Source organism: Gluconobacter albidus, assembly GCF_002723915.1.
Taxonomy (GTDB): domain Bacteria; phylum Pseudomonadota; class Alphaproteobacteria; order Acetobacterales; family Acetobacteraceae; genus Gluconobacter; species Gluconobacter albidus.
This window is the reverse complement of record NZ_BEWL01000007.1, coordinates 109,794-135,358: the sequence shown is the minus strand read 5'-3', so window position 1 is coordinate 135,358 and position 25,565 is coordinate 109,794. Positions and strand designations below refer to the sequence as shown.

Sequence of the window (25,565 nt, the reverse complement as noted above, 5' to 3'; positions counted from 1 at the left end):
AAGCCTTGACCTTTGCTCCGGTATGGGCCATTTGGAACAAATCAGGACTTACCAAGTCTTGAATTAGAACAAGATGCGAGTGTGCAAGCGATGCTGAGGCTCTCCAAACTGGCCGATTGCGCCACTGTCCTTCTGGTCCATCTCGGTCGTCATGAAGGACTGGCAACAGCCGCAGCCCTTGCAGTAGAAACCGGCGTTCCCGAACCCACCGTGGCCAAGCTCCTCAAAGGGCTGGCCTCCAGCGGCCTGGTGCTGTCCCATCGCGGCGCCCGAGGCGGCTACCGCCTTGCGGGCGAGCTTGAAAAGGTGACCGTCGCCGCCGTTATTGCAGCCGTGGACGGACCCATCGCCATTACGGCCTGCTGTGACGGGCGCGAATGCGAACACAGTTCCCTGTGCGGCCTATCGGGCCAGTGGGACGTTGTGAACGATGCCATCCTCAGCACACTCAACAGCATTACACTGGCGGATATGGGCCGACATGCGGAGCGCCTGCCAAGGCGCGGCCCCGCGTTGGCCCCTGTCACCACCGTTGGAGCGGAGTCTCCCTCCGTGACCGAAGCGGTCAGTTAAGGACAACACACCATGCCAGCCGTGACGGAAACCCGCGAGACAGTCGAAAAACTCGCGAAATCCAGCTACGAATGGGGCTTTGAGACCGATATCGAAATGGATATCGCGCCCAAGGGTCTCAATGAGGAGACGGTGCGCCTGATCTCCGAGCGCAAGGGCGAGCCGCAATGGATGCTGGACTGGCGTCTGAAGGCTTTTCGTGCGTGGCTGGAAATGGAAGAGCCGACCTGGGCTCATATCCATCACCCGCCGATTGATTATCAGGACGCGCATTACTTCGCCCAGCCGAAGAAAAAGCCCGGCCCCAAGAGCCTTGATGAAGTCGATCCCGAACTTCTCAAGACCTACGCCAAGCTGGGCATTCCACTGCATGAACAGGCCCTTCTGGCTGGCGTGGAAGGGGCGGAAGAGGCGCGTCTGCCTGTTGCCGTTGATGCCGTTTTCGACAGTGTGTCCGTCGCAACGACCTTCCGCAAAACGCTTGCGGAAGCCGGCGTCATCTTCTGCCCGATCTCCGAGGCTATCCGCGAACATCCCGAACTGGTCCGGAAATATCTGGGTACGGTCGTGCCGGTGTCCGACAATTTCTTCGGAGCGCTGAATTCCGCTGTCTTTACCGATGGCTCTTTCGTCTACATCCCCGAGGGTGTTCGCTGCCCAATGGAGCTGTCCACCTATTTCCGCATCAATGCGCGCAATACGGGGCAGTTCGAACGCACTCTCATCATCGCTGAAGACCGCGCCACCGTCTCCTATCTGGAAGGCTGCACGGCGCCGCAGCGTGATGAGAACCAGCTTCATGCAGCTGTGGTCGAACTGATCGCGATGGAAGACGCCTCGATCAAGTATTCCACCGTCCAGAACTGGTATCCGGGCGATGATGAAGGTCGTGGCGGCATCTATAATTTCGTCACCAAGCGTGGCATTTGCCGTGGCGCACGGTCCAAGATTTCGTGGACGCAGGTCGAAACCGGCTCTGCGATCACATGGAAATATCCGTCCTGCGTGCTGGCGGGTGAAGGGTCGGTCGGCGAGTTTTACTCGGTTGCGGTGACCAACAACCACCAGCAGGCCGATACCGGTACGAAAATGATTCATCTGGCGCCCAATACGCGCTCGACGATCATCGCCAAGACGATCTCGGCCGGTCAGTCGGACAGCACCTATCGTGGCCTCGTCCGTATGCAGCCAAAGGCCCGGAACGCGCGTAATTTCACGCAGTGCGACAGTCTTCTGATCGGCGATCAGTGCGGCGCGCATACGGTGCCCTATATCGAAAGCCGTAACATGACGGCACGCGTGGAGCATGAAGCGACCACGTCAAAAATCTCTGAAGACCAGCTCTTCTACTGCCGTTCGCGCGGCCTTTCGGAAGAAGATGCGGTTGGTCTGATCGTCAATGGTTTCTGCCGCGAGGTGCTCAAGGAGCTGCCGATGGAATTCGCGGTCGAGGCGCAGAAGCTTCTGCAGATCAGCCTCGAAGGAAGTGTGGGTTAATATGAGCGATTTTCTGAAAATTCAGGGGCTTCAGGCCCGCATCGATGCCGATGGCACGCCTAAGGACATCCTCAAGGGGCTCGATCTCGAAATCCCCAAGGGTGAAGTCCACGCCATCATGGGGCCGAACGGCTCGGGTAAATCCACGCTGTCCTATGTGCTTGCCGGTCGTGACGACTACGAAGTTACGGGTGGGTCGGCCACGTTCAAGGGACAGGATCTTCTGGCTCTCGAACCCGAAGAACGCGCTGCTCTGGGCTTGTTCTTGGCGTTCCAGTCGCCGGTTGAGCTACCGGGTGTGAACAACGCGAATTTCCTGCGGACTGCCGTAAACGCCGTTCGCCGGGCGCGTGGTGAAGCCGAACTGGATGCCGTGGCCTTCCTCAAGGCTGTCCGTGCCGAGACCAAGCACCTGTCCATGTCCGACGACATGCTCAAGCGTGCGGTTAATGTCGGTTTCTCGGGCGGTGAGAAGAAGCGCAACGAAGTGCTCCAGATGCGGCTGCTTCAGCCGTCTTTCGCTATTCTTGACGAGACGGATAGCGGGCTCGACATCGACGCTCTGCGCATCGTCGCGGAAGGCGTGAACTCTTTGCGCAGCCCGGATTTCTCTGCTCTGGTCATCACGCATCATCAGCGTCTGCTCGACTATATCGTGCCGGACCGGGTGCATGTCATGGCGCATGGCCGCATCATCCATAGTGGCGGCCCTGAGATCGCCAAGACGCTTGAAAAGCAGGGTTATACCCAGTTCCTCGAGGCGGCAGCGTGAGCGTACAGCCAATCGTGGCGCAGGAGACCCAGGCTCTGGAGGCGTTCATCCAGCGCGCTTCCGGTCACGGGACGGCTCTTGCCGAAACCGGCCTGCCGACGCGTCGTGTCGAAGCATGGCGCTATACGCCGCTGCGCACTATCGCGGAAACGGCCTGGCAACAGGCCGCGCCTCTGGCGTCTGAATCAGTTGCAGCGCTTCTTGATGGTTTGCCGCTGCCCGAAAGCGGCGCACGGATGGTATATGGCAATGGCAGGCTGCTGGACGGTCTGTCCGCTCTGCCGGAAGCCGCCGGACAGGGCTCGGACCCTGTTTCTCCGCTCAGGGGTGTTTTCTCCGCCACTCTGAATATGGCGCTGGGCGAAAAGGGCCTCGATCTGCGTATTCCGGCAGGAACGGACGCGGGACTGTTGACCCTCATCAGCCTCTGCGATGGCGCGGATGTTTCGACGCATCTGCAGCATCGCATCGTGCTGGAAGACGGTGCATCGCTCACGCTCTATGACGTCAATGCTGGCGAGGGGCGGTATGTCGCCAATCCGCGTTTCGACATTGTCGTGGGCAAGGGGGCTGCGCTGCGTCACATCAAGCTGCAGCGCGAGAGCCTGAGCGGTACGCATCTTGCCATCGTGTCTGCTGATGTGTCGGAGAAGGGCGAGTATGACAGCTTTACCCTGAATCAGGGCGGGAGCCTCGCCCGGCACGAAGCTGTCGTCACGCTGAATGCCCCCCATGCCATGGTTCATGTGAATGGGGTGCAGATCGTGGACGGCCAGCGGCTGAACGACCTGACCTCCATGATCCATCATGCGGCTCCGGATGGTAGTTCGCGCCAGACCGTCAAGACGGTTCTGTCAGACGCCGGGCAGGGCGTGTTTCAGGGCAAGATCCTTGTGGATCGTGTGGCCCAGAAAACCGATGGCTATCAGATGAACCAGGCGCTTCTGCTGTCTGAAAAGGCGCAGATCAACAGCAAGCCCGAGCTGGAAATCTATGCTGACGACGTCAAGTGCAGCCATGGTGCCACTGTAGGCGCCCTTGATGATGAGCAGCTTTTCTATCTGCGCTCCCGGGGTGTTCCCGAAGCGCAGGCCCGCGATATTCTTGTGCGGGCGTTCCTGATAGACGCGCTGGATCTCGTTGCCGATGAGACCCTGCGTGATCTGCTGGGCCGGAGCATGGAGTCATGATCGGCAGCAGCACCCCGTCCGGAAAAACAACGGCTGAAATCCGCGCCCATTTTCCGATCCTGAACGAAACCGTTCATGGCCGCCCGCTGGTTTTCCTCGATAGTGCGGCATCTTCGCAGAAACCGGATGCCGTGATCGAGGCTATGCGGGATGCGGCCTATCACCAGTATGCCAATATTCATCGTGGCCTGCACTGGATGAGTGAACGCACGACGGAAGCCTATGAGCGCGCCCGTCATGACGTTGCCCGTCTTCTCAATGCTCCTGACCACCATGAAATCGTTTTCACCCGCAACAGCACCGAGGCGATCAACCTCGTGGCCTACAGTTTCGGCAGTCTGCTGAAGCCAGGGCAGGCGGTTCTGATTTCCGAACTGGAACACCACGCCAATATCGTGCCCTGGCTCATGCTGCGGGACCGGGCGGGGATTGATCTGCGGGTCGCGCCCATCAATGACGCTGGCGACATTGATCTGGATGCCTATGAGGCGCTTTTGTCGGATGGCAAAGTGGCGCTTGTGGCCATCACGCATATGTCCAACGTGCTTGGGACCATCACGCCGGCTCGCAAGCTTGCGGACATTGCCCATGCTTACGGCGCGCGCATTCTGCTGGATGGGTCGCAGTCTGTCGTGCATCGCAGGATTGATGTGCAGGACCTCGGCGCGGATTTCTTCACCTTCACCGGGCACAAGCTCTATGGTCCCACAGGCATCGGTGTGCTCTGGGGCAGAATGGAGCTTCTGGACGCCATGCCGCCTTTCATGGGTGGCGGTGACATGATCGAGACCGTGTCGTTCGAGCGCGCCACTTGGGCGCATGTTCCGCACAAGTTTGAAGCCGGAACGCCGGCCATTCTGGAAACTATTGGTCTGGGGGCTGCTGTCCGCTTCGTGGAAGAGATCGGCTATGAAGCCATCTCCCGCCATGAAGCGGAACTCACCCGCTACGCATTGGAAAAAATGCGTGGAATCAACAGCCTGCGTGTTCTGGGGGAGCCGCAGGAGCGAGGCGGCGTGATTTCCTTCGTCATGGATGGCGCACACCCGCATGATCTGGCGACGCTGCTCGACCAGTTGGGAATCGCCATCCGTGCGGGGCAGCATTGTGCGGAGCCGCTGGTCCGGCGTCTGGGCGTGCAGGCAACAGCGCGTGCCAGCTTCGGCATCTATACCACGACCGATGAAATCGACACGTTTATCGAAGGCCTTGAACGGGCCCGGATGATGCTCACATGAGTGTAGCCATGACCGATATCCCCACCAGTGAAGACACAGCCTGCGTTCCCGCCACCGGAACCGCGCCGGATCAGGAGGAGGTTATTGCCGCCATCGCCACGGTTTATGACCCGGAAATTCCGGTGAATGTCTACGAACTTGGCCTGATCTACGCGATTGACCTGCACGACGACGGTCGCGTCCATATGGAAATGACGCTGACGGCGCCGAACTGTCCCAGCGCGCAGGAACTGCCCGAGATGGTGCGCGATGCCGTGTCGCATGTTCCGGGCGTCACTCAGGCGACGATCGAGATCGTCTGGGATCCGCCGTGGGATATGAGCCGTATGAGCGATGATGCCCGTCTTGCCCTCAACATGTTCTGATCCGGAAAAAACCATCATGTCCGATGTTGCAACGCGTCGCCCGCTGCCTGCTCTCATGACTGTTTCAGATCAGGCTGCAAGACGTCTGAAAGCCCTTTATGAAGGCTCTCATCAGGGCCAGCTCCTGCGCATCAGCGTGGGGACGCGCGGCTGCTCGGGACTGTCTTACGAAATGAATTTCGTCACAGACCCGCAGCCTGCCGACGAGCGGGTCGAGGATCAGGGCGTGACCCTGCTGGTGGACCGCAAGGCCACCCTGTTCCTGACCGGTACTGTAATGGATTACGAGGTCAAAGACCTCGAATCCGGCTTTACGTTCAGGAATCCGAACGAGAAGGGTCGTTGTGGCTGCGGCGAGAGTTTTCACGTCTGATCCGCTTCACATCACGCGATAGCACCACTACGGCTTCGACTTCCGTGGACCACAGGAACTGGTCCACGATGGTCAGACCAACGACTGAAAATCCTGCGTTCCACAAAGCTTTGCCGTCTTTTTCAAGCGCGGCAGGATTGCAGCTCACATACACGATATCCGGCACAGCAGACTTTGCCAGAGGCACAGTCTGCGCACCTGCGCCTGCATAAGGCGGGTCCAAGACGACAGCCCGCGTTGATTTCAGATCATGCGGGAGCAGGGGTTGACGCCCAAGATCACGATAAAAACCATCCACGCGTCGACCGCCAGCTGCCGCCTTGAGGCAGTTCGCCGCGGCCAGATTGCCCTCATAGGCCATGACCCGGCCCTTCTCCGACATCGGAAAGGTGAGTGTGCCACAACCGGCAAACAGTTCGACCGTCACGTCCTTTTTGTTCAGCGACGGCAGACCGTCCAGAACGGCTGTGACAATGGCTTTCTCTGCGTCCGCCGCTGCCTGAAGGAATGCCGAAGGGGGTGGCGAGACAGTCACACCACCGAAGTTTTCCCGCACAGCCCCAAACTGGGCTACCGTTTCGATGCCCAGATCTTTCGGGTCCTGCCAGGAAATTCGTGATAGATCGTGCTCGCGTGCAAAGGCCGCAAGCTTGATACGGTCTGCACTCGTCAGTGGAGCAGATGTCTGAAGTGTCAGGTCCGGGCCGCTGTCCAGTAGGTTGACCATCAGGCTGCCGCGGCCTGTCAGGGCTCCCAAGCTGCCCAGAACGTCGCGCAAAGGCGCGAGAAGTCCAAAAATCGCTGGGTGGAGAACACGACATTCCGTCATGTCCACGGGATCGCCGTTGCGGCGGTGCAGCCCGATGATCACGCCACCCGGCACACGCTGGACAGCAAAATCCATCCGCCGTCGTGTTTCAGGCGCTGTCTGGAACATCCGTGCCGGTGGCAGATCTGTAAAACCAGCGGCGGTCAGGGCCTGGAGGACGCGCTGCGACTTCCATTCCAGCAGAGCTGGGAGGGAAAGATGCTGCAACGCACAGCCGCCGCACTCACCAAACAGGTCGCAGGGTGGCGTTACGCGCTCGGGAGATGAGTGAACGATTTCAATCAGCTCAGGATGGCCGGAAGCAAGGCGGACTCGAATTTCTTCTCCGGGCAGTGTGCCCGGAATGAAGACGCTCTGGCCATCAAGATGCGCAACGCCGTCGCCTGCCGCACCCAGTCCTTCAATCCGGAGTTCTGCAACTCCGGTCAAGGTATCATTCATTACCGTAATGGCGCCCATCATGCTGAACGGGAGCAGCGAGATCGGTCTCGCCGGAGACCGTAATTTTCCGACGACGCGGGACCAGCATGAAGGCGGGCGTATCTCCGCCAAAGCCGGTCTTCGGGCCATCGTTCTCGAATGCAGGAGCCAGTTCAACGGAACGATGGCTCACGGGGGCTTCGATCACCGAGACAGGTGTGGGAGTTGCAACAGGCACTGCCTGCTGAACGCTCTCGTGTTCGTTACGCTCGCCACGGTTGCGCTTGCGACCACCTCGGCGGCGCTTGCGCGCACGATGCTCGCCGTCTTCCGAAGCCTCCTGGGGGGCAGGAACAGGAGCAGAGACGGATTCCGTCGGACGGCGGTCGCCCTCTTCCGGAGCCCAGTCAACAGTCGTGATGCCTTCGAGAACCGGGCGTGCAATGACCTTGCCAGTCAGGGTCTCGATTGCTTCGAGCAGTCTGCGATCGCGTGGTGTGGCCAGGCTGAAGGCGTGGCCTTCCTTGCCGGCCCGTCCGGTGCGTCCGATCCGGTGGACGTAATCCTCGGCATTGAACGGCAGATCGTAATTGAAGACATGAGACAGGCCGCCAATGTCGATACCGCGTGCAGCCACGTCAGAGCAGATCAGGAACTTCAGTTCCCCGGAACGGAAACGCTCCAGCGTCGAGAAACGCAGCGACTGGGCCAGATCTCCGTGCAGATGCCCGGCCTCTATCCCGTGTTTGGTCAGATACTGCTGGATCATGTCCACATCGCGTTTGCGGTTGCAGAAAACGATCGCGCTCTGGACGTTTTCACGGCGCAGAAGCTTCTTGAGGGTGCGGCGTTTTTCGTCTTCGGGAACAATGACCAGTGCTTCTTCGATCGTCGTCGCGACGGAAGACTGGCGCGAGACCGTGATTTCAACCGGATGACGAAGAAATGCATCGGCCAGGCGCCGAATTTCTTCAGCCATGGTGGCGGAGAAAAACAGGGTCTGGCGATGGGCTGGCAGCAGCCCGACAATTTTCTCGATATCGGGAATGAATCCCATGTCCAGCATGCGGTCGGCTTCGTCGATCACGAGCGTGCTGGTCTGCGTGAGCAGCAGACCCCCACGCCCGAACAGGTCGAGCAGGCGTCCCGGCGTTGCAATGAGCACATCGACGCCACGATTCAGGACATCGCGCTGTTCGGCCATGCTTTCGCCGCCGATCAGCAGGGCGTGCGTCAGGCGAAGATACTTGCCGTAGAGCTTGAAGTTTTCAGCGACCTGCAAAGCGAGTTCACGCGTCGGCTCAAGGATCAGCGAACGCGGCATCCGTGCGCGCGCGCGCGATCCGGACAGCTTTTGAAGCATTGGAAGCGTAAAGGAAGCCGTCTTGCCGGTGCCGGTCTGGGCGACACCCAGAACGTCATGGCCCTTCAGAACTTCGGGGATAGCCTGTGCCTGAATGGGGGTAGGGTGCTCGTAACCCAGTTCCTCAATGGCGCGCATGATCGGTTCGCCCAACCCCAGATCGGCAAAACGGGGCTTGTCGAACGATTCTTCGGCGACAGCGACGGTTTCAATGATGGCAGGGGGGACCGCAATGTTCTCTACGGTGACGGCGGGCTCCGTAGCGACAACAGTCCTGGCGCGTCTGCGACGGGCCGTGGCTTTCTCGCTCTTTGCCGGCTCAACCTGTGCCAAAGGCGTCTCTTCGGAGACGGGCGCAGCGACGACCTCCTCAACCGGGACACTCGCCTTGCGACGTGTCGGACGTGCCTTCTTTTCGGCTTTTTCTGCAGAAGGTTTTTCCACAGGAGCTTCCGTGGCGACAACGTCCGTTTTGCGCGGACGACCGCGGCGACGCGGAGCTTCGGCAGGCTTCGGAGTATCTTCAGTTACGATTTCGGGTGCGGGCTGCTCGACGGCGGCGACCTTGCGTGGACGACCGCGGCGTTTGGGAGCAGCTTCGGTGACCGTTTCATCAGCCACTTTCGTGGTGCGACGACGGGGGGCAGGAGATGTTTCGTCGGTATCGACGGTTGTCTTCGGCTCCGCAACCGCCTTTCTGCGGCGTACGGCAGGTTTGGCAACGGGAGCGTCGTCTTCGGTCAGGGTCTCGACAGCCGGAGAGGTCACCTTGCGGGCGCGGCGTGTGGCAGGCTTTGCCGCGTCTGTCGCATCCGGGATTGCAGGAACTGCGGTCTTCGAGCGTCGCGCTCGCGGGGCCTTGGCGGCAGGGGCTTCCGATGTCGCAGGCGTGTCGCCTTCATCGGCAGGCGTCGGGGAAACCTCGGCTGCGGCGCTGCGCGAAGCAGAAGGGCGACCACGCTTGGGCGTGGCAGTCGTACGGGATTTGGAAGGACCGGAGGTCGTTTTCGCGCTCAAATGACTCTCGAGACTCTCGTTGACGGTGCGCACCCCAATGGATGCGGGCCGGAGTTGAGGGCGGGGCAGTGACCCGCAGCTATAACTGGTGCGTTATCGACAAATGGCGGAAATGGCAAGCGATACGGCCCTAAAAGCGCCGTATCGCATACGATTTCAGATGCCGCGTGCCATTGCGGCGACAAGGATGGTCAGGACACCCAGTGCCGCCATGATTGCAGTGCGGCTGCGCAGCGTATCGAACAGGGCAGGCTGGGGGCGCATGGCCCGGCGTGCGCGGCGGAAGGGGCCCTGAACGGTCAGGATGAAAACCACTGCCATGACCAGCCCCAGAAGCTGCATCGCATTGACGGGCCAGGGTACCGCGGCAAATCCACCTTCATGAAAAACCAGCCCCCAGCCGCTCAGCAGCGAAAACGGTACAACCTGATACAGGCCGCGGAAAAAGCGCGTATAGCCCTGAAGCAGCACTGAATTGCGCGGTCCGGGGTCAAGCAGCCCGACTGTGGAACGAACGACCAGGGTCGAATAGATCGAACCGCCAACCCAATAGGTCATGCACAGTACGTGAATTGCGAGCACGAGGCTCCAGATGATCGATCCTGTCATTGATCCTCGTCAGGGTTGAAAATTGAAAGAGAGGGAAAGATCATTCCCGAAATGCGTTTCCCCTGAATACCTGACGCACCCCTCATTGCGCCAGAGTGATTGCAAAAGTGTCATTGTAAACCGGACAGCGCAGAAGCGGCTTACGCTTTTGCATGATGAGTCCGGCAGGAGATTGCCTCGATATGTCCCGCTATCCTTTTGCTCTGCTGCTTCCCGAGGAAAGCGACCGGATGGACCGTGCGGCCGCAGCCATCCTTACGCCCGTGCTTCTGATGGAAAACGCCGGGTGGGCCGTTGCACGCATCATACGCAACCGTTTTTCGCCGTGTCGCGTCACCGTGGCCTGCGGGCCGGGAAACAATGGCGGCGATGGCTATGTCGTTGCCTGTCATCTGGCGCGCTGGGGCTGGCCGGTCCGTGTGGCTGCTCTCTCCAGCCCCAGATCCGGCACGCCCGCAGCCGAAATGGCTGACCGCTGGACGGGGCCAGTGGTTCCGTTCACGTCTGAAGAGGTCGGGCGTGCGGATCTGGTGGTGGATGCGGTCTTCGGCTCTGGGCTGAAACGACCTGTTTCGGACGAGACTGCTTCCGTTCTTGCTGCGGCTCCTCAGGTTGTTGCGATCGATATGCCCAGTGGAGTTTCGGGGGCATCGGGTGAAATTCTTGGCCGGGCGCGCGGCTGTCATTTTACGGTGACTTTTGTTCGCCCGCGTCCCGGTCATTTCCTGCAACCTGGCGCCGGTCTGTGTGGCGAAGTGATCTGCGTCGATATCGGTATGCCCGAGCGTGCCTGGGATGGGATCGACCCTGCCATCCAGCATAATGAGCCCGGCCTGTGGAGCCTCCCGATCTCGGGTGAGGGCGATTACAAATATCACCGCGGGGTCGTCAGCCTGTGTGGTGGAACTGAAATGCCGGGCGCGACCCGTCTCGCGGCGGGAGCGGCCCGACGAAGCGGCGCGGGGCTGGTCAGGATCTCGGCGGGTGAGGGCGCTCCGGCTTATCGACTCGGCGATCCCAGCCTGATTGTGGATGGAGCACCCCTCGCTGAGTTGCTGGAAGATGCCCGACGCAAAGTTTGGATCTGTGGACCTGGTCTGACCGAAGGGGAAGTCGCGGCAACCCTGCCACAGCTTCTGAAGTCCGGTCGCATGGTCCTCGCTGATGCCGGGGCGCTGACCTGGGGTGCCGGCGATCTCACGCGCCTGAAAGGTGTTGCGGCCATCACGCCCCATATCGGAGAGTTCCGGAAGCTGTTTGGCCCCGTTGAAGGCAGTCGGATCGACGCCGCTCGCGAGGCTGCAAAACGCCTTGATGCTGTCATTGTGATGAAAGGGCCCGATACCCTGATCGCGGCGCCTGACGGGCGCGTCGCCATCAATACCCATGCGTCTTCTGCTCTGGCGACCGCAGGCTCGGGTGACACGCTGACGGGTGTGATCGCCGCCTTGCTGGCCGCAGGGATGGACGTCTGGGAAGGCTGCTGTGCTGGCGTGTGGCTACATGGCGAAGCGGGAATTGAAGCCGGGAAAGCCCATGGCGGCTGGCCTGTGGCGGAGGATCTGGACCTGCCGCTCGGTCCGGCCCGTGCGACCGCCACACGCCTCGCGCAGGAGGCTGGACGCAAAAAGGCGGTCGGCTCCCTGTTGTGAAGTCGCGTTTCATGCGCTAAAGGCCGCGCTTCCGAGGTTCGGTAACACGAGCCAGGAAGCCGAGCGCTGCGGGCGTGGTGAAATTGGTAGACACGCCAGATTTAGGTTCTGGTGGCGCAAGTCGTGGGGGTTCAAGTCCCTCCGCCCGCACCAACCCGGCTTCCCGAGAAAGAGATTTGACCAACCTACCGACCGAGAGGATCGCCTGGCTCATGCAGGTTACGCCCACGCTCAACGAAGGACTTAAGCGCGCCTTCACCGTCGTTGTCCCGTCTGCTGACCTGCAGGCCCGCCGCGATGCACGACTCGCTGAAGTCGCCAAGACGATCAAGCTTCCCGGCTTCCGTCCGGGCAAGGTGCCGGCTTCCCTCGTCAAGCAGCGTTACAGCGATTCCGTGAATGCGGAACTGCTTGAAGAAATCGTCAACGACGCGACGGCTAAAGTGTTCGAAGAGCAGAAGGTCCGCCCGGCCATGCAGCCGAAGGTCGAAGTGACCTCTGCTATCGAAGACGGCAAGGATCTCGAGTTCAAGATTGAAACCGAAGTCCTTCCCGAAATCACGGTTCCGGATCTGTCCGGCCTCAAGCTGACACGCCTCGGTGCGAAGGTCAGCGAAGAGACCGTTGAGAAGGCCCTGAACGACGTGGCCCGTCGCAGCCGCAAGTTCGAGACGATCGAAGAAGACCGTCCGGCCGCCAAAGGTGATGTCGTCTGTGTTGATTTCGTGGGCAAGCTGGATGGCACGCCGTTCGATGGTGGCACGGCTGACGATGTGAATGTCGAAATCGGCGGCGAAGGCTTCATCCCCGGCTTCGCCGAGCAGATGGAAGACATGAAGGCTGGCGAAGAGCGCGTTATCAACGTGACGTTCCCGGCCGATTATCAGGCTGAAGAGCTGGCCGGCAAGGCCGTGACCTTCGACATCAAGGCGAAGTCCCTGAAGAAGGCTGTTGATCCGGCCATCGACGACGAGCTTGCCAAGACGATCGGTTTCGAGAACCTCGAGCAGATCCGCAAGATCATCACCGAGCAGGCTGAAGGCGAATACCAGCAGCTCTCGCGTCTGCGCATCAAGCGCGATCTTCTGGATGCCCTGTCCGAGAAGACAGACTTCGAAGCACCGTCCAGCATGGTTGACGCCGAGTTCAACCAGATCTGGGCCCGCGTCGAAGAAGACCGCAAGGCCGGTCGTCTGGACGAGGAAGATGCTGGCAAGGACGAAGAGACCCTCAAGACCGACTACCGCCGCATTGCAGAGCGTCGCGTGAAGCTGGGTCTGCTGCTGGCTGAAATCGGCCGCAAGCAGGAGATTCAGGTTTCCCGTGAAGAGCTTCTGGGTGCAATGCAGCAGGAAGCGCAGCGTTATCCGGGTCAGGAACAGATGGTTTTCGAGTTCTTCTCCAAGAACCCGCAGGCCGTCGAAGGGCTCCGTGGCCCGATTCTGGAAAACAAGGTCGTCGATTACCTGATCGAGCTGGCCGACGTCACCGACAAGGACGTGACGCCGGAAGAACTGGCAGAAATCCCGCCCGCCGAACTCTGATCTTTCGGCGGGGGAACCAGCGGGCACTCTTCGGGGTGCCCGTTTTTTCCTGCCTGCTCCCTTTGACGGAACGCCATGTCGGGTCCATGTTAGGGAGCAGAAGAAAGCCCATCGGGCATTGAGGAACAGACAGCATGGCCATTCGGGATCGTGATCCCCTCGAGGTGTTGAGCAACTCTCTGGTGCCGATGGTGGTCGAGCAGACTGCCCGCGGAGAGCGCGCTTTCGACATCTTTTCGCGTCTCCTTCAGGAGCGCATCATTTTCCTGACCGGACCCGTTTACGATCAGGTTTCCTCCCTGATCTGTGCGCAGCTTCTCTATCTTGAGAGCGTCAATCCCACCAAGGAAATCTCGTTTTATATCAACAGCCCGGGCGGTGTCGTCTCCGCCGGTCTCGCGATCTATGACACCATGCAGTATATCCGCTGCCCGGTCAGTACCGTCTGTATCGGTCAGGCTGCCTCCATGGGGTCGCTGCTGCTCGCAGGTGGCGAGAAAGGACATCGTTACGCCCTTCCGAATGCTCGCGTGATGGTCCATCAGCCATCCGGCGGTGCGCAGGGGCAGGCTTCGGACATCGAGATCCAGGCTCGCGAAATCCTCATTATCCGTCAGCGCCTGAACGAGATCTATCGCGAGCATACCGGTCAGACACTGGAACAGATCGAGCAGAAGCTCGAGCGTGACAGCTATCTCTCGGCGCATGAAGCACGCGAATTCGGCCTGATCGACAAGGTCGTTGAGCGTAATCCGCATGAGACGACAGCAGACCCGAGTTAAGGCGTTTCCAGCGCGGGGGAGCCTGATGCTCCTCTTGGAACCGAAAAGCGGCATCCCGATATGCCGCTTTTCGTGTCTTGGGGCTTTCAGGCTCCGGGGTTGCCGAAGGCTTTGACCTCGGCCTAAAGTTAAAGTTCTTTCGCATGTCTGCTGCGTGAATGCGGTCATGTCGTGCGCAAGGGAAAGGAAGCAGCAGTGAGCAACAAATCCGGCGATTCCAAGAACACCCTGTATTGCTCGTTCTGTGGGAAATCCCAGCACGAAGTCCGCAAGCTGATCGCGGGTCCCACGGTCTTCATTTGTGATGAATGCGTCGAGCTGTGCATGGATATCATCCGTGAGGAGCACAAGACCCATCTCGTGAAGTCGCGTGATGGTGTTCCGACGCCCAAGGAGATCTGCAAGGTTCTTGACGATTACGTGATCGGTCAGTTCGAGGCCAAGCGTGCGCTTTCCGTAGCGGTTCACAATCACTACAAGCGCCTCGCCCATGCCGCGAAGAGCTCCGATGTCGAGATCGCGAAGTCCAACATCCTTCTGATTGGTCCGACAGGCTCGGGCAAGACGCTGCTCGCCCAGACGCTGGCCCGTATTCTCGACGTACCTTTCACGATGGCTGATGCCACGACCCTGACCGAAGCCGGATATGTCGGCGAGGACGTGGAAAACATCATTCTCAAACTGCTCCAGTCCGCGGACTATAACGTGGACAGGGCGCAGCGCGGCATCGTCTATATCGACGAGATCGACAAGATTTCCCGCAAATCCGACAATCCGTCTATTACCCGTGACGTCTCGGGCGAAGGCGTGCAGCAGGCGCTTCTGAAGCTCATGGAAGGCACTGTTGCTTCCGTGCCGCCGCAGGGTGGGCGCAAGCATCCGCAGCAGGAGTTCCTGCAGGTCGATACGACCAATATGCTCTTCATATGCGGCGGAGCGTTCTCCGGTCTGGACAAGATTATCTCGGCTCGCGGCAAGGGTTCGGGGATCGGGTTTGGCGCAGATGTGCGTTCCGAGGATGAGCGGCGTCTGGGAGCCATCCTTCAGAGCGTTGAACCGGAAGATCTGCTGAAATTTGGCCTTATCCCCGAATTTATTGGCCGTTTGCCGGTGATCGCTGCTCTGAATGATCTGGACGAATCTGCTCTGATCCAGATCCTGAGCAAGCCCAAGAATGCTCTGGTGAAGCAGTATGGTCGTTTGTTCGAGATGGAAGGCGTCAAGCTGACCTTCACGGATGATGCACTCGCGGCCATCGCCAAGCGTGCCATCGAGCGCAAGACCGGTGCGCGCGGATTGCGCTCGATCCTGGAAAATATCCTGCTCGGTACGATGTTCGATCTTCCCGGCCTTGAGGGCGTGGAAGAAGTCGTCATCAACCGTGAAGTGGCCGAAAGCAAGGCGCAGCCGGTCTATGTTTATGGGAAAGGCAAGTCCGAGCCCGCTGAGCAGTCTGCGTAAAAATGGTTTCGGCTCTTGTGTCGGAGCTTCCGGGTTTCGACATAACTGACTGAGGTTGTCCCAATTCATGCCTCTCAGGCATGAAAGAGATGCGATGCTGGCGCTGCAAGGCAGGTTGGCATCGCAAGATCGTCCCTCTGGAGATCAAGTGAATGACTGACGATACCAAGCCGAAAACCCGTCGCCGGACGAAAAAAACGGATGACGTGGTTGTTGCCGAAACGCCAGTGGCGGCTCCAAAGAAAGCCGTTCGCAAGCCTCGCAAAACTGCGGCGCCTGTTGTGGCGGAAACCGTACAGGAGCCTGTGTGCCACGATGTGATGGCTGTTCTGCCATTGCGCAATATCGTGGTCTTCCCCCACATGATCGTGCCGCTGTTTGTCGGGCGTGAAAAGTCGGTGAAGGCGCTGGAAACCGTGACCCGTGAAAGCAAGCAGATCCTGCTTGTGGCGCAGAAAGACGTCTCGCTGGACGATCCTTCGGTCGACGATATCTACCGCTACGGGACGGTCTCGACGATCCTCCAGCTGCTGAAGCTGCCGGACGGGACCGTCAAGGTTCTGGTCGAGGGGACGCGTCGTGTGCACATCACGCGTCTGTTCGATGTGGATGGTCATTTCGAAGCTGAAATCGAGGAAATTCCCGAAGAGGCCGTTGATGCGGCGCCGGGAAGCGAAATTGAGGCGCTGAGCCGCTCAACGGTTTCGCAGTTCGAACAGTATATCAAGCTCAACAAGAAAATTCCGCCGGAAGTCATGGTCTCGATCAACCAGATCGAGGGTGTTTCCAAGCTGGCTGACACGATTGCGAGCCATCTGAATCTCAAGATTTCCGAAAAGCAGGAAATTCTTGAAACTGCTTCGCCTGCGCGTCGTCTGGAACAGGTTTTCGCGCATATCGAGACGGAAATCGGTGTTCTTCAGGTCGAGAAGCGCATCCGCAACCGCGTGAAGCGGCAGATGGAGAAGACCCAGCGCGAGTACTACCTGAACGAGCAGCTCAAGGCCATCCAGAAGGAACTCGGGGAGGGCGAGGATGGTAAGGATGAGAATTCCGAGCTTGAGGAAAAGATCAACAAGACCCGCCTGAGTCGTGAAGCCAAGGAAAAGGCCCATGCCGAGCTGAAGAAGCTGCGTGGCATGAGCCCGATGTCGGCCGAGAGCACGGTTGTCCGCAACTATCTCGATTGGCTTCTGGGAATTCCCTGGAAGAAGCGTTCAAAGATCACACGCGAGTTCCAGCATGCTGAAGATGTGCTGGAAGCCGAGCATTACGGTCTGGAAAAGGTCAAGGAGCGGATCCTTGAGTATCTTGCAGTGCAGACGCGTTCGCAGAAGCTCAAGGGGCCAATTCTGTGTCTTGTCGGGCCTCCGGGCGTGGGTAAAACCTCTCTGGCACGCTCCATCGCCAAGGCGACGGGCCGTAACTATATCCGTATGTCACTGGGTGGGGTTCGCGATGAATCCGAAATCCGTGGTCATCGACGGACATATATCGGCTCCATGCCGGGTAAGATCATTCAGGGCATGAAGAAGGCGCGGACGTCCAATCCGCTGTTCCTGCTCGACGAGATCGACAAGCTGGGTGCCGACTGGCGTGGTGATCCGTCCTCGGCGCTGCTTGAGGTGCTGGATCCGGAACAGAACGCTACGTTCGCCGATCATTATCTTGAGGTGGATTATGATCTGTCGGATGTGATGTTTGTCACGACGGCCAACAGTCTGAACATGCCCCAGCCGCTGCTGGATCGCATGGAGATCATCAACCTGTCCGGCTATACCGAAGATGAGAAAGTGCAGATCGCGCGCCGTCATCTTCTGGGCAAGCAGGCCGAAGCACATAATCTCAAGCCTGGTGAGTGGACGGTTACGGATGATACGATCCGTGAACTTATTCGGGCGTATACCCGGGAAGCCGGTGTGCGAAATCTTGAGCGTGAGCTTGCCAAGCTGGCGCGCAAAACGGTCAAGGAAATCATCACGACCGGCGTTAGTCATGTCGAGATCACTCCGGCAAATCTCGAGAAATATGCGGGCGTCCGCCGTTTCCGTCATGGTGAGACCGAGACGGAAGATATGGTCGGCGTCGTGACAGGCCTGGCCTGGACGCAGGTTGGTGGCGAGATCCTGACAATTGAAAGCGTGATGGTTCCGGGCAAGGGGAACGTCAAGCAGACCGGCAAGCTCGGCGAAGTCATGCAGGAAAGCATTTCTGCCGCGCTCTCCTATGTCCGCTCGCGGGCCCAGGATTTCGGAATCCGGCCGCCGCTGTTCGAGAAGAGGGACATCCATATCCATCTTCCTGAAGGTGCGACCCCCAAGGATGGTCCGTCCGCCGGTATTGCGCTTGCGACGTCCCTGGTGAGCATCATGACGCAGATCCCCATCCGCAGGGATGTGGCCATGACGGGTGAGATCACCCTGAGGGGCCGGGTTCTGGAGATTGGGGGACTCAAGGAGAAGCTGCTCGCGGCCCTGCGGGCTGGAATCAAGACGGTCCTGATCCCCAGGGACAACGAGAAGGATCTCGCGGAGGTGCCGGACAATGTCCGTCATGCGCTCAAGATCATTCCGGTGAGCCATGTGGATGAGGTGCTCAAGATTGCGCTGACTCGTATGCCGGAAGCCATTGAATGGGATGAAAATGTTGATCCGATCAGTGAAATAACGGTGGATAAAGCGGCTCCGCAGGCACTTCCCCACTAACACGGATGATCTTCTGCGATTCTGACAGTTGACGCGGGCAAAATCCGCTTCATAGTGCGGCCGCAGATCGAACAAGGCGCCTGAGCCAGAAGGGACTCACCAGAGCCCGGCTCAGGCCCTCTAACACCAGAAAGGCACATCATGGAGAAGCCCCTCAACAAGCAGGAACTGATCGCCGCCGTTGCAGACGCTGCCGATCTTCCGAAGGCCAAGGCTAGCGAAGTTGTCGATGCGGTGTTCAGCACGATCGAAGCGACGCTTGCCAAGAAGCAGGAAGTCCGTCTCGTCGGCTTCGGCAGCTTTGTGACCGCAACGCGTAAGGCTGCCAAGGGCCGCAACCCGCGTACGGGCGAAGAGATCGACATTCCGGCATCCACCTCTGTCCGCTTCAAGCCGGGCAAGGGTCTGAAGGACGCCGTGAGCTGAGAAAGCTCACAAAACGGTTCCGGGTGGCTTTACCGCCATCCGGAACCGTGTATATAGACCTCACAAACATTCTGAGGGCGATTAGCTCAGCGGTAGAGCGTCTCGTTTACACCGAGAGGGTCGGCGGTTCAATCCCGTCATCGCCCACCATCATGAATACTATGCAGCCATGAATTGGCGTTTCGAATACCATGAAACGCTCGGCTCCACTTCCGATCTGTGTAAAATCAGAGCTGAAGCGGGTGAGCCGGAATATCTGGCTGTTCAGGCTTTTTCCCAGACATCAGGGCGCGGTACACGCGGACGAACCTGGACTGATCCGGGTGGGAACCTTGCGATCTCGCTCCTGTTCCGGCCCGTTGATCCTGCGACGTTCATAGCAGCTCTTCCATTTCTTGCCGCGGTTACTTTGTACGAGACCGCCATGCATTTCTGTCCCGCAACTGTGGGGCCTACGCCTTTCATGGTGAAATGGCCAAACGACCTTTTGCTGGATGGTCGGAAGATGGCTGGTGTCCTGATTGAGACGGGAGGCCCGCAGAGCATGCCGTGGGTTGTAGTGGGAATCGGAGCCAATCTGACGCAGGCCCCCGAGATCCTTGGTCGCAGTCTTGCGGCGCTTTCTGAAAAAACTGCCGTACCGTCTGCGAAAGCATTTGGTGAAATTCTGGTCGCGCAGATCGAGCGCTGGACCGCCATTCTGGCAAAGCAGGGGTTTGCACCGATCCGGGCGGCGTGGCTGGCCCGCGCGCACCCTGTCGGGTCGCGGCTTGCGGTTCAGGGTTGTGAAACCTATATTACAGGTTCGTTTTCAGGGCTCGACGCGCAGGGACGCCTGCTGCTGACCCTTCCCAACGGTGAAACCATTCCGGTTGTAACCGGCGATATCCTGCTGGACTGAAGGACCGGACCGCAACGTGCTTCTCGTCATTGATGCTGGAAACACCAACATCGTGTTCGCTGTACACGACGGGAAGTCGTGGCTCGGGCAATGGCGAATCTCGACGAATGAAGCACGGACAGCGGATGAATATGCGGCGTGGCTTCTGACGCTTTTTGACCGGGTAGGTCTGGATGCCTCAAAGGTCAGCCGCGCCATCATCGGGACCGTTGTTCCCGTTGCCCTGTATGAACTCCGTCGGTTCTGTCGTGAATGGCTGGATGTCGTGCCTCTTGTCGCCAATGCAAGGCTGGACTGGGGGATCGACGTTCTTGTGGAAAATCCGAACGAATTGGGTGCCGACCGGCGTCTGAACGGTCTGGCAGGACGTGAAATTTATGGCACGCCTCTGATCGTTGTTGATTTTGGCACTGCGACGACGTTCGATGTGGTCAATACGGCAGGCCAGTTCTGTGGGGGCGCTATTGCTCCGGGTGTGAACCTGTCGATTGATGCGCTGCATCGTGCTGCGGCGCGACTGCCACGTATGAGCATCGGACGTCCTTCAACGGCGATTGGCCGCAACACGAGCGTTGCGATGCGCTCTGGTCTGTTCTGGGGCTATGTCGGCCTGGTTGAAGGATTGATCCGTCGTATTTCCGATGAAATGGACGCAAAACCGACTGTGATCGCAACGGGCGGTCTGGCTCCACTGTTCTCTGAGGGAACGCCGCTTTTTGATGTGCTGGCGCCTGATCTGACACTGGATGGCCTGCGCCTTCTGGCCGACCGCAATACGGGTCCGCCCCTTTCCTATTCCCCTGAGCGCCCACAGGGCGCTGGGCAATGACTCTCGCTTTAATTTTATATCGCATCTGTAAGGAACAATCATGACGGAAAAACCGGACGGTCTGTCTTTCCTGCCCTTGGGCGGGACGGGCGAGATCGGCATGAATTTCAATCTCTACTGCCTCACGAAGAACGGTCGCGACACCTGGCTTGCCATTGACTGCGGTATCGGGTTTTCGGGCAACGACACACCTGAGGCCGAAGTGCTGATGCCGGACCCGACCTTTATTGCGGATCGCGCGCGGGACCTGTGTGGTCTGGTGATTACGCATGCGCATGAAGACCATCTGGGTGCGGTGGCGCATCTGTGGCCGTATCTGCGTTGCCCGGTTTACGCAACGCCGTTCGCGGCTGCCGTTCTGCGGCGTAAGTTGCAGGAAGCGCATCTGAACAACCAGGTGAAGATCCACGTCATCCGTCCGGCTTCGCGCTTTGAGGTGGGGCCGTTCGATCTTCAGTTCGTTTCCGTGACGCATTCCGTCGCCGAGGCGCAGGCGGTGGCACTGCGAACGCCGCATGGCCTGATCGTGCATACGGGTGACTGGAAGCTGGACGAGAACCCGCTGGTTGGCCCGGTGACGGATCTCGAAACGTTCGGCAAGCTGGGTGACGAAGGCGTTCTGGCCATGGTCGGCGACAGCACCAATGTGCTCAAGCCGGGTAAGTCTGAATCCGAAGCAGACGTCCGCAAGGGCCTGACGGATCTGATCATGGGGCTGGAAGGCCGCATTGCCGTGACGTGCTTTGCCAGTAACGTGGCGCGCGTCGAGAGCATCGCCAAGGCGGCCCAGGCTTCGGGACGTGTAGTCATGATCGTCGGCCGTTCGCTGCGCAACCTTGAGACGGCGGCGCGTGAGTGCGGTTATTTTCAGGACCTGCCACCATTCCTGACCGAGCAGGATGCGCGGGACGTGGATGATGACAGCCTGCTGATGATCATCACGGGCAGTCAGGGTGAGCCGCGCTCGGCCCTGTCTCGGATTGCGTCCGACACGCATCCGAACATCGCTCTCGGTGAAGGCGACACGGTGATTTACAGCTCGCGGATGATCCCGGGCAACGAACAGGCCGTCATGGCCGTGCAGGACAATCTGTCGCGTCGTGGCGTGACAGTCCTGACGGACAAGGATGCGAAGGTCCACACGTCCGGTCATGCGACTAGCGAAGATATCCGCACGCTCTATCGGATCGTTCGTCCGAAATACAGCATCCCGACCCATGGCGAATGGCGTCACCTGACGGCCCATGCCGCACTGGCGCATGAAATGGGTTCCGAACCGATCCTGCTGGAAGATGGCGATATCCTGAACCTTTCACCGGGCGAGGTGAAGGTTGTTGATACGGCGCCGACGGGCCGTCTGGCCCTGGACGGGGGCCGTCTGCTGCCCATGACGGGTGGTGTTCTGGCTGCGCGTCGCAAGATGCTGTTCAACGGCATCGTGCTGGCCAGCTTTGCCGTCGATGACGAAGGTTATGTCATTGGCGAGCCGAAGATCAGTGCACCGGGTCTTCTGGAATCCGACGATCCCGAAAGCATCCGGATCCAGGAGGAATTTGCCGACTCCATCGACCAGATCCCCGACGAACTGCGTCAGGACGACGCAGCCTTCCGGGATGCGGCCAAAACGGCCCTGCGTCGTGCTCTGGGGCGCAAACTTCAGAAGCGCCCGCTTGTCGATGTTCATCTGCTGCGCGTCTGAGAGAAGTAACACATGCGTTTGACGAAAGCCTTTCAGCCCACGCTGAAGGAAGTTCCGGCCGAGGCGCAGATCGCGTCTCACCGCCTGATGCTGCGGGCTGGCCTTGTGCGCCAGACCTCTTCGGGCATCTACGCCTGGCTGCCGGCAGGCCTGCGGGTTCTGCGCAATATCGAGCAGATCGTCCGCGAAGAGCAGGATGCTATCGGTGCACAGGAAGTCCTGATGCCGACGCTGCAGTCCGCTGATCTGTGGCGTCGCTCGGGGCGTTATGACGCTTATGGTCCGGAAATGCTCCGGGTTCAGGACCGTCATGGCCGTGATCTGCTGTACGGGCCGACGAACGAGGAAATGATCACGGACATCTTCGGAGCGTCCGTGAAGTCCTACAAGGATCTGCCCAAGGCGCTTTATCACATCCAGTGGAAGTTCCGTGACGAGGTGCGGCCCCGTTTCGGTGTGATGCGTGGGCGCGAATTCCTGATGAAGGATGCCTATTCCTTCGATGCGACATACGAGGATGCCGTCGCCAGCTATCGCCGGATGATGTTGTCCTATCTGCGCATCTTCCAGCGTCTGGGTGTTCGGGCCGTACCAATGGTGGCCGATACGGGACCAATCGGCGGCGATCTGAGCCACGAATTCCTCGTTCTTGCCCCAACGGGTGAAAGCGGCGTGTTCTTCGACGCGGCTCTTGAGGAACAGGACTGGCTGGGTCGTCCGGTCGATTGTGATGACGCTGAAAGCCTCGCCACGTTCTTCTCAACTGTGACAGATCATTATGCGGCAACGGACGAAAAGCACGACGAAGCCGAATGGGCCAAAATTCCGGATGAGCGCAAGCGCGAAGGCCGGGGGATCGAAGTCGGTCACATCTTCTATTTCGGTACGAAGTATACGGAATCGATGGGCATTGAAGTGATCGGCTCTGACGGGGCGTCGTTCCATCCGCAGATGGGTTCCTACGGTATCGGCGTGTCACGTCTGGTCGGTGCGATCATCGAGGCGTCGCATGATGATGCCGGCATCATCTGGCCTGCATCCGTCGCACCGTATCGGGCCGCAATCCTGAATCTGCGTCAGGGTGATGAAGCCTGCGATGCGATCTGTGAGAGCATCTACGGCACCGATCCTGAGAGCCTGCTGTATGATGATCGTTCAGACCGTGCGGGTGTGAAGTTCAACGATGCGGATCTGATGGGACATCCCTGGCAGATCATCGTCGGGCCGCGGGGCGCCAAGGAAGGCAAGGTCGAACTCAAGCAGCGCGCCACGGGCGAGCGGTTTGAGCTGTCGGTCGAGGATGCTCTGGCCAAAATCGGAGCCGCCTGATGTTCGGCCGCTTCGAGCGTATGGTGGCGGGACGATATCTCCGTGCCCGCCGTGGCGAGCGTTTCGCCTCGATCATCGCCATTTTCTCCCTGATCGGGATTGCGCTCGGAGTGGCGACGCTCATCATCGTCATGTCGGTGATGAACGGTTTCAAGGCCGACCTGATGGGGCGTATCCTCGGGCTGCACGGGGATCTGACCGTGTATGGCTACGGGCGTCCTATCGAGGTTTATGAAAACGACGTGGCCGCCATCCGGCAGGTTCCGGGTGTAAAATCCGTCATCCCCATGGCGCAGGGTACTGTTCTGGTAGAAGCGGGACGCTTCTCGTCCGGAGCGGAAATGCAGGGCGTGTCCCAGCAGTCTCTGCGGGACTGGACGGCGCTGAGCAGCGGGATCATTGCTGGAAGCCTGAACAATTTCACGGGTGACGATGCGGTTGCGATCGGCACGACGATGGCTGATCGGGCCGGGCTGTCGATCGGTTCTCCGATCACGCTTCTGTCGCCAGACGGGCAGGCCACGCCGTTCGGAACAATGCCACGGGTCAAAACCTATCATGTGGCCGTCATTTTCGACGCGAACTGGAACGATTACAATTCCAGCATCGTCCTGATGCCGCTGCCTGCCGCACAGAAATTCCTGATGCTGGGATCTTCAGCTGTTTCCCTCATTCAGGTTTCGACGGATGATCCGTCCAATGTCCAGCCGACGCGCAAGGCGATTGCCGAGCGTCTGGAAGATCCGCGCCTGCGGGTACTGGACTGGACCCAGAGCGCCAACGGTTTTCTGGATGCGGTGACGGTCGAGCAGAACGTCATGTTCCTGATCCTGACGCTCATCATTCTGGTGGCTGCGTTCAACGTGATTTCGTCTCTCATCATGATGGTCAAGGACAAGACGCGGGATATCGCGGTGCTGCGGACGCTTGGAGCGAGCCGGGGTGCCATCATGCGGATTTTCCTCATGTGCGGTGCGTCTGTCGGGATTGTGGGAACCGTGGCGGGATCTGCGCTGGGAATTGCTTTTGCGCTGAACATCGAACGAATCCGTCAGTGGCTGCAGTCGCTGACCGGAACCAACCTGTTTAACCCGGAAGTTTATTTTCTGGAGCGTCTGCCCGCGAAACTGGTGTGGTCTCAGGTGTGGGAAGTGATCGGAATGTCTCTGGCTCTCTCGCTTCTGGCGACGCTCTATCCGTCCTGGCGCGCGGCCAGAACCGATCCGATCGAGGCCCTGCGTCATGAATGAGCATTCCGTCGGGGCAAGTGCCCTGCGTCTTGAAGGTCTGAAGCGCCGTTTCCGGTCGGGTGAAGAGACGCTTGAAATCCTGAGCGGTGCCGAGTTCGACTTGCGGGCTGGTGAGATTGTGGCTCTGGTGGCACCGAGTGGTACCGGAAAGTCCACGCTTCTGCACCTTGCAGGTCTGCTGGAAGCGCCGTCAGAAGGTAAGGTTTTCGTGGCGGATCGTCCGGCAAGCGGATTGAGCGATACATTGCGAACGGCGATCCGTCGGGACCAGATCGGGTTCGTGTATCAGTTCCATCACCTTCTGGGTGAGTTCACTGCCTGCGAAAACGTCATGCTCCCGCAGCTTATTGCGGGCGTTTCCCCCCGAAAAGCACGTGAACGTGCCAAAGACCTTCTCGGACGGTTTGGCCTCTCCCATCGCCTTGAGTCGCTGCCCGGTCGTTTGTCCGGCGGAGAGCAGCAGCGGACCGCGATTGCGCGTGCTCTGGCCAATCGGCCCAAGCTTCTTCTGGCGGACGAACCGACAGGTAATCTGGATATCGGAACCGCCGATCATGTGTTTGGGGAGCTCCTGCGCGTTGTGCGGGAAGAGGGCGCAGCGGCGCTGATTGCCACGCATAACGACGAACTGGCCTCACGTATGGACCTGACAGTGACATTGCGGGACGGAAAACTGGTTTCGCTGTAGGGCGCTGAATCGGAGCGGCAGGCCTCAAAAACCCCTGCATCTGATGCCCGTCC

The 25,565-nt window shown here is 59.4% G+C and carries 22 protein-coding genes and 2 tRNA genes; 21 read left to right on the top strand and 3 right to left on the bottom strand.

The genetic code is table 11. The features are described 5' to 3' along the window. Positions 1-90: 90 nt before the first annotated feature. Genes GAL01_RS09850 through GAL01_RS09820 form a run of 7 tightly spaced genes read left to right on the top strand, consistent with a single transcriptional unit; the run spans position 91 to position 6,008 of the window. Entirely contained in the window at positions 91-573 is a 483-nt protein-coding gene (locus GAL01_RS09850; RefSeq protein ID WP_062029654.1) for an SUF system Fe-S cluster assembly regulator, read from the top strand. 12 nt (positions 574-585) lie between these two features. Continuing rightward, positions 586-2,070 (top strand): Fe-S cluster assembly protein SufB, encoded by a 1,485-nt coding sequence (sufB, locus tag GAL01_RS09845; protein ID WP_062029656.1) that lies wholly within the window; start codon positions 586-588, stop codon positions 2,068-2,070. Between the two features lies 1 nt (position 2,071). Then, entirely contained in the window at positions 2,072-2,842 is a 771-nt protein-coding gene (sufC, locus tag GAL01_RS09840) for a Fe-S cluster assembly ATPase SufC (protein WP_062029658.1), read from the top strand. Then, a complete protein-coding gene (gene sufD / locus GAL01_RS09835) occupies positions 2,839-4,032 on the top strand; it encodes a Fe-S cluster assembly protein SufD (RefSeq protein WP_062029659.1) in 1,194 nt (397 codons plus the stop codon). Before sufC ends, sufD begins: the two co-directional genes overlap by 4 nt. Beyond that, complete coding sequence (locus GAL01_RS09830; protein ID WP_062029660.1) at positions 4,029-5,270, top strand: cysteine desulfurase; 1,242 nt, start codon at positions 4,029-4,031, stop codon at positions 5,268-5,270. The genes sufD and GAL01_RS09830 overlap by 4 nt, the downstream gene beginning before the upstream one ends. Before the next feature lie 8 nt (positions 5,271-5,278). Beyond that, positions 5,279-5,635 (top strand): SUF system Fe-S cluster assembly protein, encoded by a 357-nt coding sequence (locus GAL01_RS09825; RefSeq protein ID WP_373317690.1) that lies wholly within the window; start codon positions 5,279-5,281, stop codon positions 5,633-5,635. Positions 5,636-5,651: 16 nt separating this feature from the next. After that, positions 5,652-6,008 carry a HesB/IscA family protein gene (locus GAL01_RS09820; protein WP_062029662.1) on the top strand — a complete coding sequence of 119 codons (357 nt, stop codon included), beginning with the start codon at positions 5,652-5,654 and terminating at the stop codon, positions 6,006-6,008. Here GAL01_RS09820 and GAL01_RS09815 read toward each other — a convergent pair. The 3 genes from GAL01_RS09815 to GAL01_RS09805 all read right to left on the bottom strand — a co-directional run bounded on the left by GAL01_RS09815 (position 5,953) and on the right by GAL01_RS09805 (position 10,246). Then, entirely contained in the window at positions 5,953-7,296 is a 1,344-nt protein-coding gene (locus GAL01_RS09815) for a class I SAM-dependent RNA methyltransferase (RefSeq protein WP_062029713.1), read from the bottom strand. The genes GAL01_RS09820 and GAL01_RS09815 overlap by 56 nt on opposite strands. Beyond that, a complete protein-coding gene (locus GAL01_RS09810; protein ID WP_231865311.1) occupies positions 7,271-9,637 on the bottom strand; it encodes a DEAD/DEAH box helicase in 2,367 nt (788 codons plus the stop codon). Before GAL01_RS09810 ends, GAL01_RS09815 begins: the two co-directional genes overlap by 26 nt. Positions 9,638-9,793: 156 nt before the next feature. Beyond that, a complete protein-coding gene (locus GAL01_RS09805; protein WP_062029664.1) occupies positions 9,794-10,246 on the bottom strand; it encodes a hypothetical protein in 453 nt (150 codons plus the stop codon). Positions 10,247-10,428: 182 nt separating this feature from the next. On the opposite strand from GAL01_RS09805, the gene GAL01_RS09800 reads away from it, so the two are divergent. From GAL01_RS09800 to GAL01_RS09735, 14 genes are all read left to right on the top strand, one after another. Continuing rightward, positions 10,429-11,898 (top strand): bifunctional ADP-dependent NAD(P)H-hydrate dehydratase/NAD(P)H-hydrate epimerase, encoded by a 1,470-nt coding sequence (locus tag GAL01_RS09800; protein ID WP_062029667.1) that lies wholly within the window; start codon positions 10,429-10,431, stop codon positions 11,896-11,898. Between the two features lie 68 nt (positions 11,899-11,966). After that, positions 11,967-12,051 (top strand) — tRNA-Leu (locus GAL01_RS09795). 59 nt (positions 12,052-12,110) lie between these two features. Beyond that, positions 12,111-13,442: a trigger factor gene (gene tig, locus GAL01_RS09790; RefSeq protein WP_062029670.1), complete on the top strand. Its 1,332-nt coding sequence runs from the start codon at positions 12,111-12,113 to the stop codon at positions 13,440-13,442. Positions 13,443-13,576: 134 nt separating this feature from the next. Further along, positions 13,577-14,224, top strand: coding sequence for an ATP-dependent Clp protease proteolytic subunit (locus tag GAL01_RS09785; protein WP_062029672.1), 648 nt, complete (start codon positions 13,577-13,579; stop codon positions 14,222-14,224). Positions 14,225-14,419: 195 nt separating this feature from the next. Beyond that, positions 14,420-15,685: an ATP-dependent Clp protease ATP-binding subunit ClpX gene (gene clpX, locus GAL01_RS09780; RefSeq protein ID WP_062029674.1), complete on the top strand. Its 1,266-nt coding sequence runs from the start codon at positions 14,420-14,422 to the stop codon at positions 15,683-15,685. A 152-nt stretch (positions 15,686-15,837) separates the two neighbouring features. After that, on the top strand, positions 15,838-18,390 hold the full coding sequence (gene lon / locus GAL01_RS09775; protein WP_062029676.1) for an endopeptidase La: 2,553 nt from the start codon (positions 15,838-15,840) through the stop codon (positions 18,388-18,390). 141 nt (positions 18,391-18,531) lie between these two features. Continuing rightward, complete coding sequence (locus tag GAL01_RS09770; RefSeq protein ID WP_011251684.1) at positions 18,532-18,816, top strand: HU family DNA-binding protein; 285 nt, start codon at positions 18,532-18,534, stop codon at positions 18,814-18,816. A 75-nt stretch (positions 18,817-18,891) separates the two neighbouring features. Then, positions 18,892-18,966: transfer RNA gene (locus tag GAL01_RS09765), tRNA-Val, on the top strand. Positions 18,967-18,985: 19 nt separating this feature from the next. Further along, a complete protein-coding gene (locus tag GAL01_RS09760; RefSeq protein ID WP_062029678.1) occupies positions 18,986-19,717 on the top strand; it encodes a biotin--[acetyl-CoA-carboxylase] ligase in 732 nt (243 codons plus the stop codon). Positions 19,718-19,733: 16 nt separating this feature from the next. Next, the gene (locus GAL01_RS09755) at positions 19,734-20,546 is read left to right on the top strand and encodes a type III pantothenate kinase (RefSeq protein ID WP_062029681.1); all 813 of its coding nucleotides are present in this window, start codon (positions 19,734-19,736) and stop codon (positions 20,544-20,546) included. Positions 20,547-20,586: 40 nt separating this feature from the next. Then, positions 20,587-22,245, top strand: coding sequence for a ribonuclease J (locus tag GAL01_RS09750; protein ID WP_062029683.1), 1,659 nt, complete (start codon positions 20,587-20,589; stop codon positions 22,243-22,245). 12 nt (positions 22,246-22,257) lie between these two features. After that, entirely contained in the window at positions 22,258-23,574 is a 1,317-nt protein-coding gene (proS, locus tag GAL01_RS09745; protein WP_062029685.1) for a proline--tRNA ligase, read from the top strand. Further along, positions 23,574-24,824, top strand: coding sequence for a lipoprotein-releasing ABC transporter permease subunit (locus tag GAL01_RS09740; protein WP_062029687.1), 1,251 nt, complete (start codon positions 23,574-23,576; stop codon positions 24,822-24,824). The genes proS and GAL01_RS09740 overlap by 1 nt, the downstream gene beginning before the upstream one ends. Beyond that, complete coding sequence (locus GAL01_RS09735) at positions 24,817-25,512, top strand: ABC transporter ATP-binding protein (protein WP_062029690.1); 696 nt, start codon at positions 24,817-24,819, stop codon at positions 25,510-25,512. Before GAL01_RS09740 ends, GAL01_RS09735 begins: the two co-directional genes overlap by 8 nt. Positions 25,513-25,565: the final 53 nt, after the last annotated feature.

What these genes read in the sequence shown, in the direction of transcription:
- GAL01_RS09825 (WP_373317690.1), top strand. Translation starts at nt 5,279, where the DNA reads ATGACCGATATCCCCACCAGTGAAGACACAGCCTGCGTTCCCGCCACC.
- GAL01_RS09820 (WP_062029662.1), top strand. Translation starts at nt 5,652, where the DNA reads ATGTCCGATGTTGCAACGCGTCGCCCGCTGCCTGCTCTCATGACTGTT.
- GAL01_RS09815 (WP_062029713.1), bottom strand. Translation starts at nt 7,296, where the DNA reads ATGGGCGCCATTACGGTAATGAATGATACCTTGACCGGAGTTGCAGAA.
- proS (WP_062029685.1), top strand. Translation starts at nt 22,258, where the DNA reads ATGCGTTTGACGAAAGCCTTTCAGCCCACGCTGAAGGAAGTTCCGGCC.
- GAL01_RS09760 (WP_062029678.1), top strand. Translation starts at nt 18,986, where the DNA reads ATGAATTGGCGTTTCGAATACCATGAAACGCTCGGCTCCACTTCCGAT.
- GAL01_RS09770 (WP_011251684.1), top strand. Translation starts at nt 18,532, where the DNA reads ATGGAGAAGCCCCTCAACAAGCAGGAACTGATCGCCGCCGTTGCAGAC.
- lon (WP_062029676.1), top strand. Translation starts at nt 15,838, where the DNA reads ATGACTGACGATACCAAGCCGAAAACCCGTCGCCGGACGAAAAAAACG.
- GAL01_RS09740 (WP_062029687.1), top strand. Translation starts at nt 23,574, where the DNA reads ATGTTCGGCCGCTTCGAGCGTATGGTGGCGGGACGATATCTCCGTGCC.
- GAL01_RS09800 (WP_062029667.1), top strand. Translation starts at nt 10,429, where the DNA reads ATGTCCCGCTATCCTTTTGCTCTGCTGCTTCCCGAGGAAAGCGACCGG.
- sufC (WP_062029658.1), top strand. Translation starts at nt 2,072, where the DNA reads ATGAGCGATTTTCTGAAAATTCAGGGGCTTCAGGCCCGCATCGATGCC.
- tig (WP_062029670.1), top strand. Translation starts at nt 12,111, where the DNA reads ATGCAGGTTACGCCCACGCTCAACGAAGGACTTAAGCGCGCCTTCACC.
- GAL01_RS09850 (WP_062029654.1), top strand. Translation starts at nt 91, where the DNA reads ATGCTGAGGCTCTCCAAACTGGCCGATTGCGCCACTGTCCTTCTGGTC.
- GAL01_RS09735 (WP_062029690.1), top strand. Translation starts at nt 24,817, where the DNA reads ATGAATGAGCATTCCGTCGGGGCAAGTGCCCTGCGTCTTGAAGGTCTG.
- GAL01_RS09830 (WP_062029660.1), top strand. Translation starts at nt 4,029, where the DNA reads ATGATCGGCAGCAGCACCCCGTCCGGAAAAACAACGGCTGAAATCCGC.
- GAL01_RS09750 (WP_062029683.1), top strand. Translation starts at nt 20,587, where the DNA reads ATGACGGAAAAACCGGACGGTCTGTCTTTCCTGCCCTTGGGCGGGACG.
- GAL01_RS09805 (WP_062029664.1), bottom strand. Translation starts at nt 10,246, where the DNA reads ATGACAGGATCGATCATCTGGAGCCTCGTGCTCGCAATTCACGTACTG.
- GAL01_RS09785 (WP_062029672.1), top strand. Translation starts at nt 13,577, where the DNA reads ATGGCCATTCGGGATCGTGATCCCCTCGAGGTGTTGAGCAACTCTCTG.
- sufB (WP_062029656.1), top strand. Translation starts at nt 586, where the DNA reads ATGCCAGCCGTGACGGAAACCCGCGAGACAGTCGAAAAACTCGCGAAA.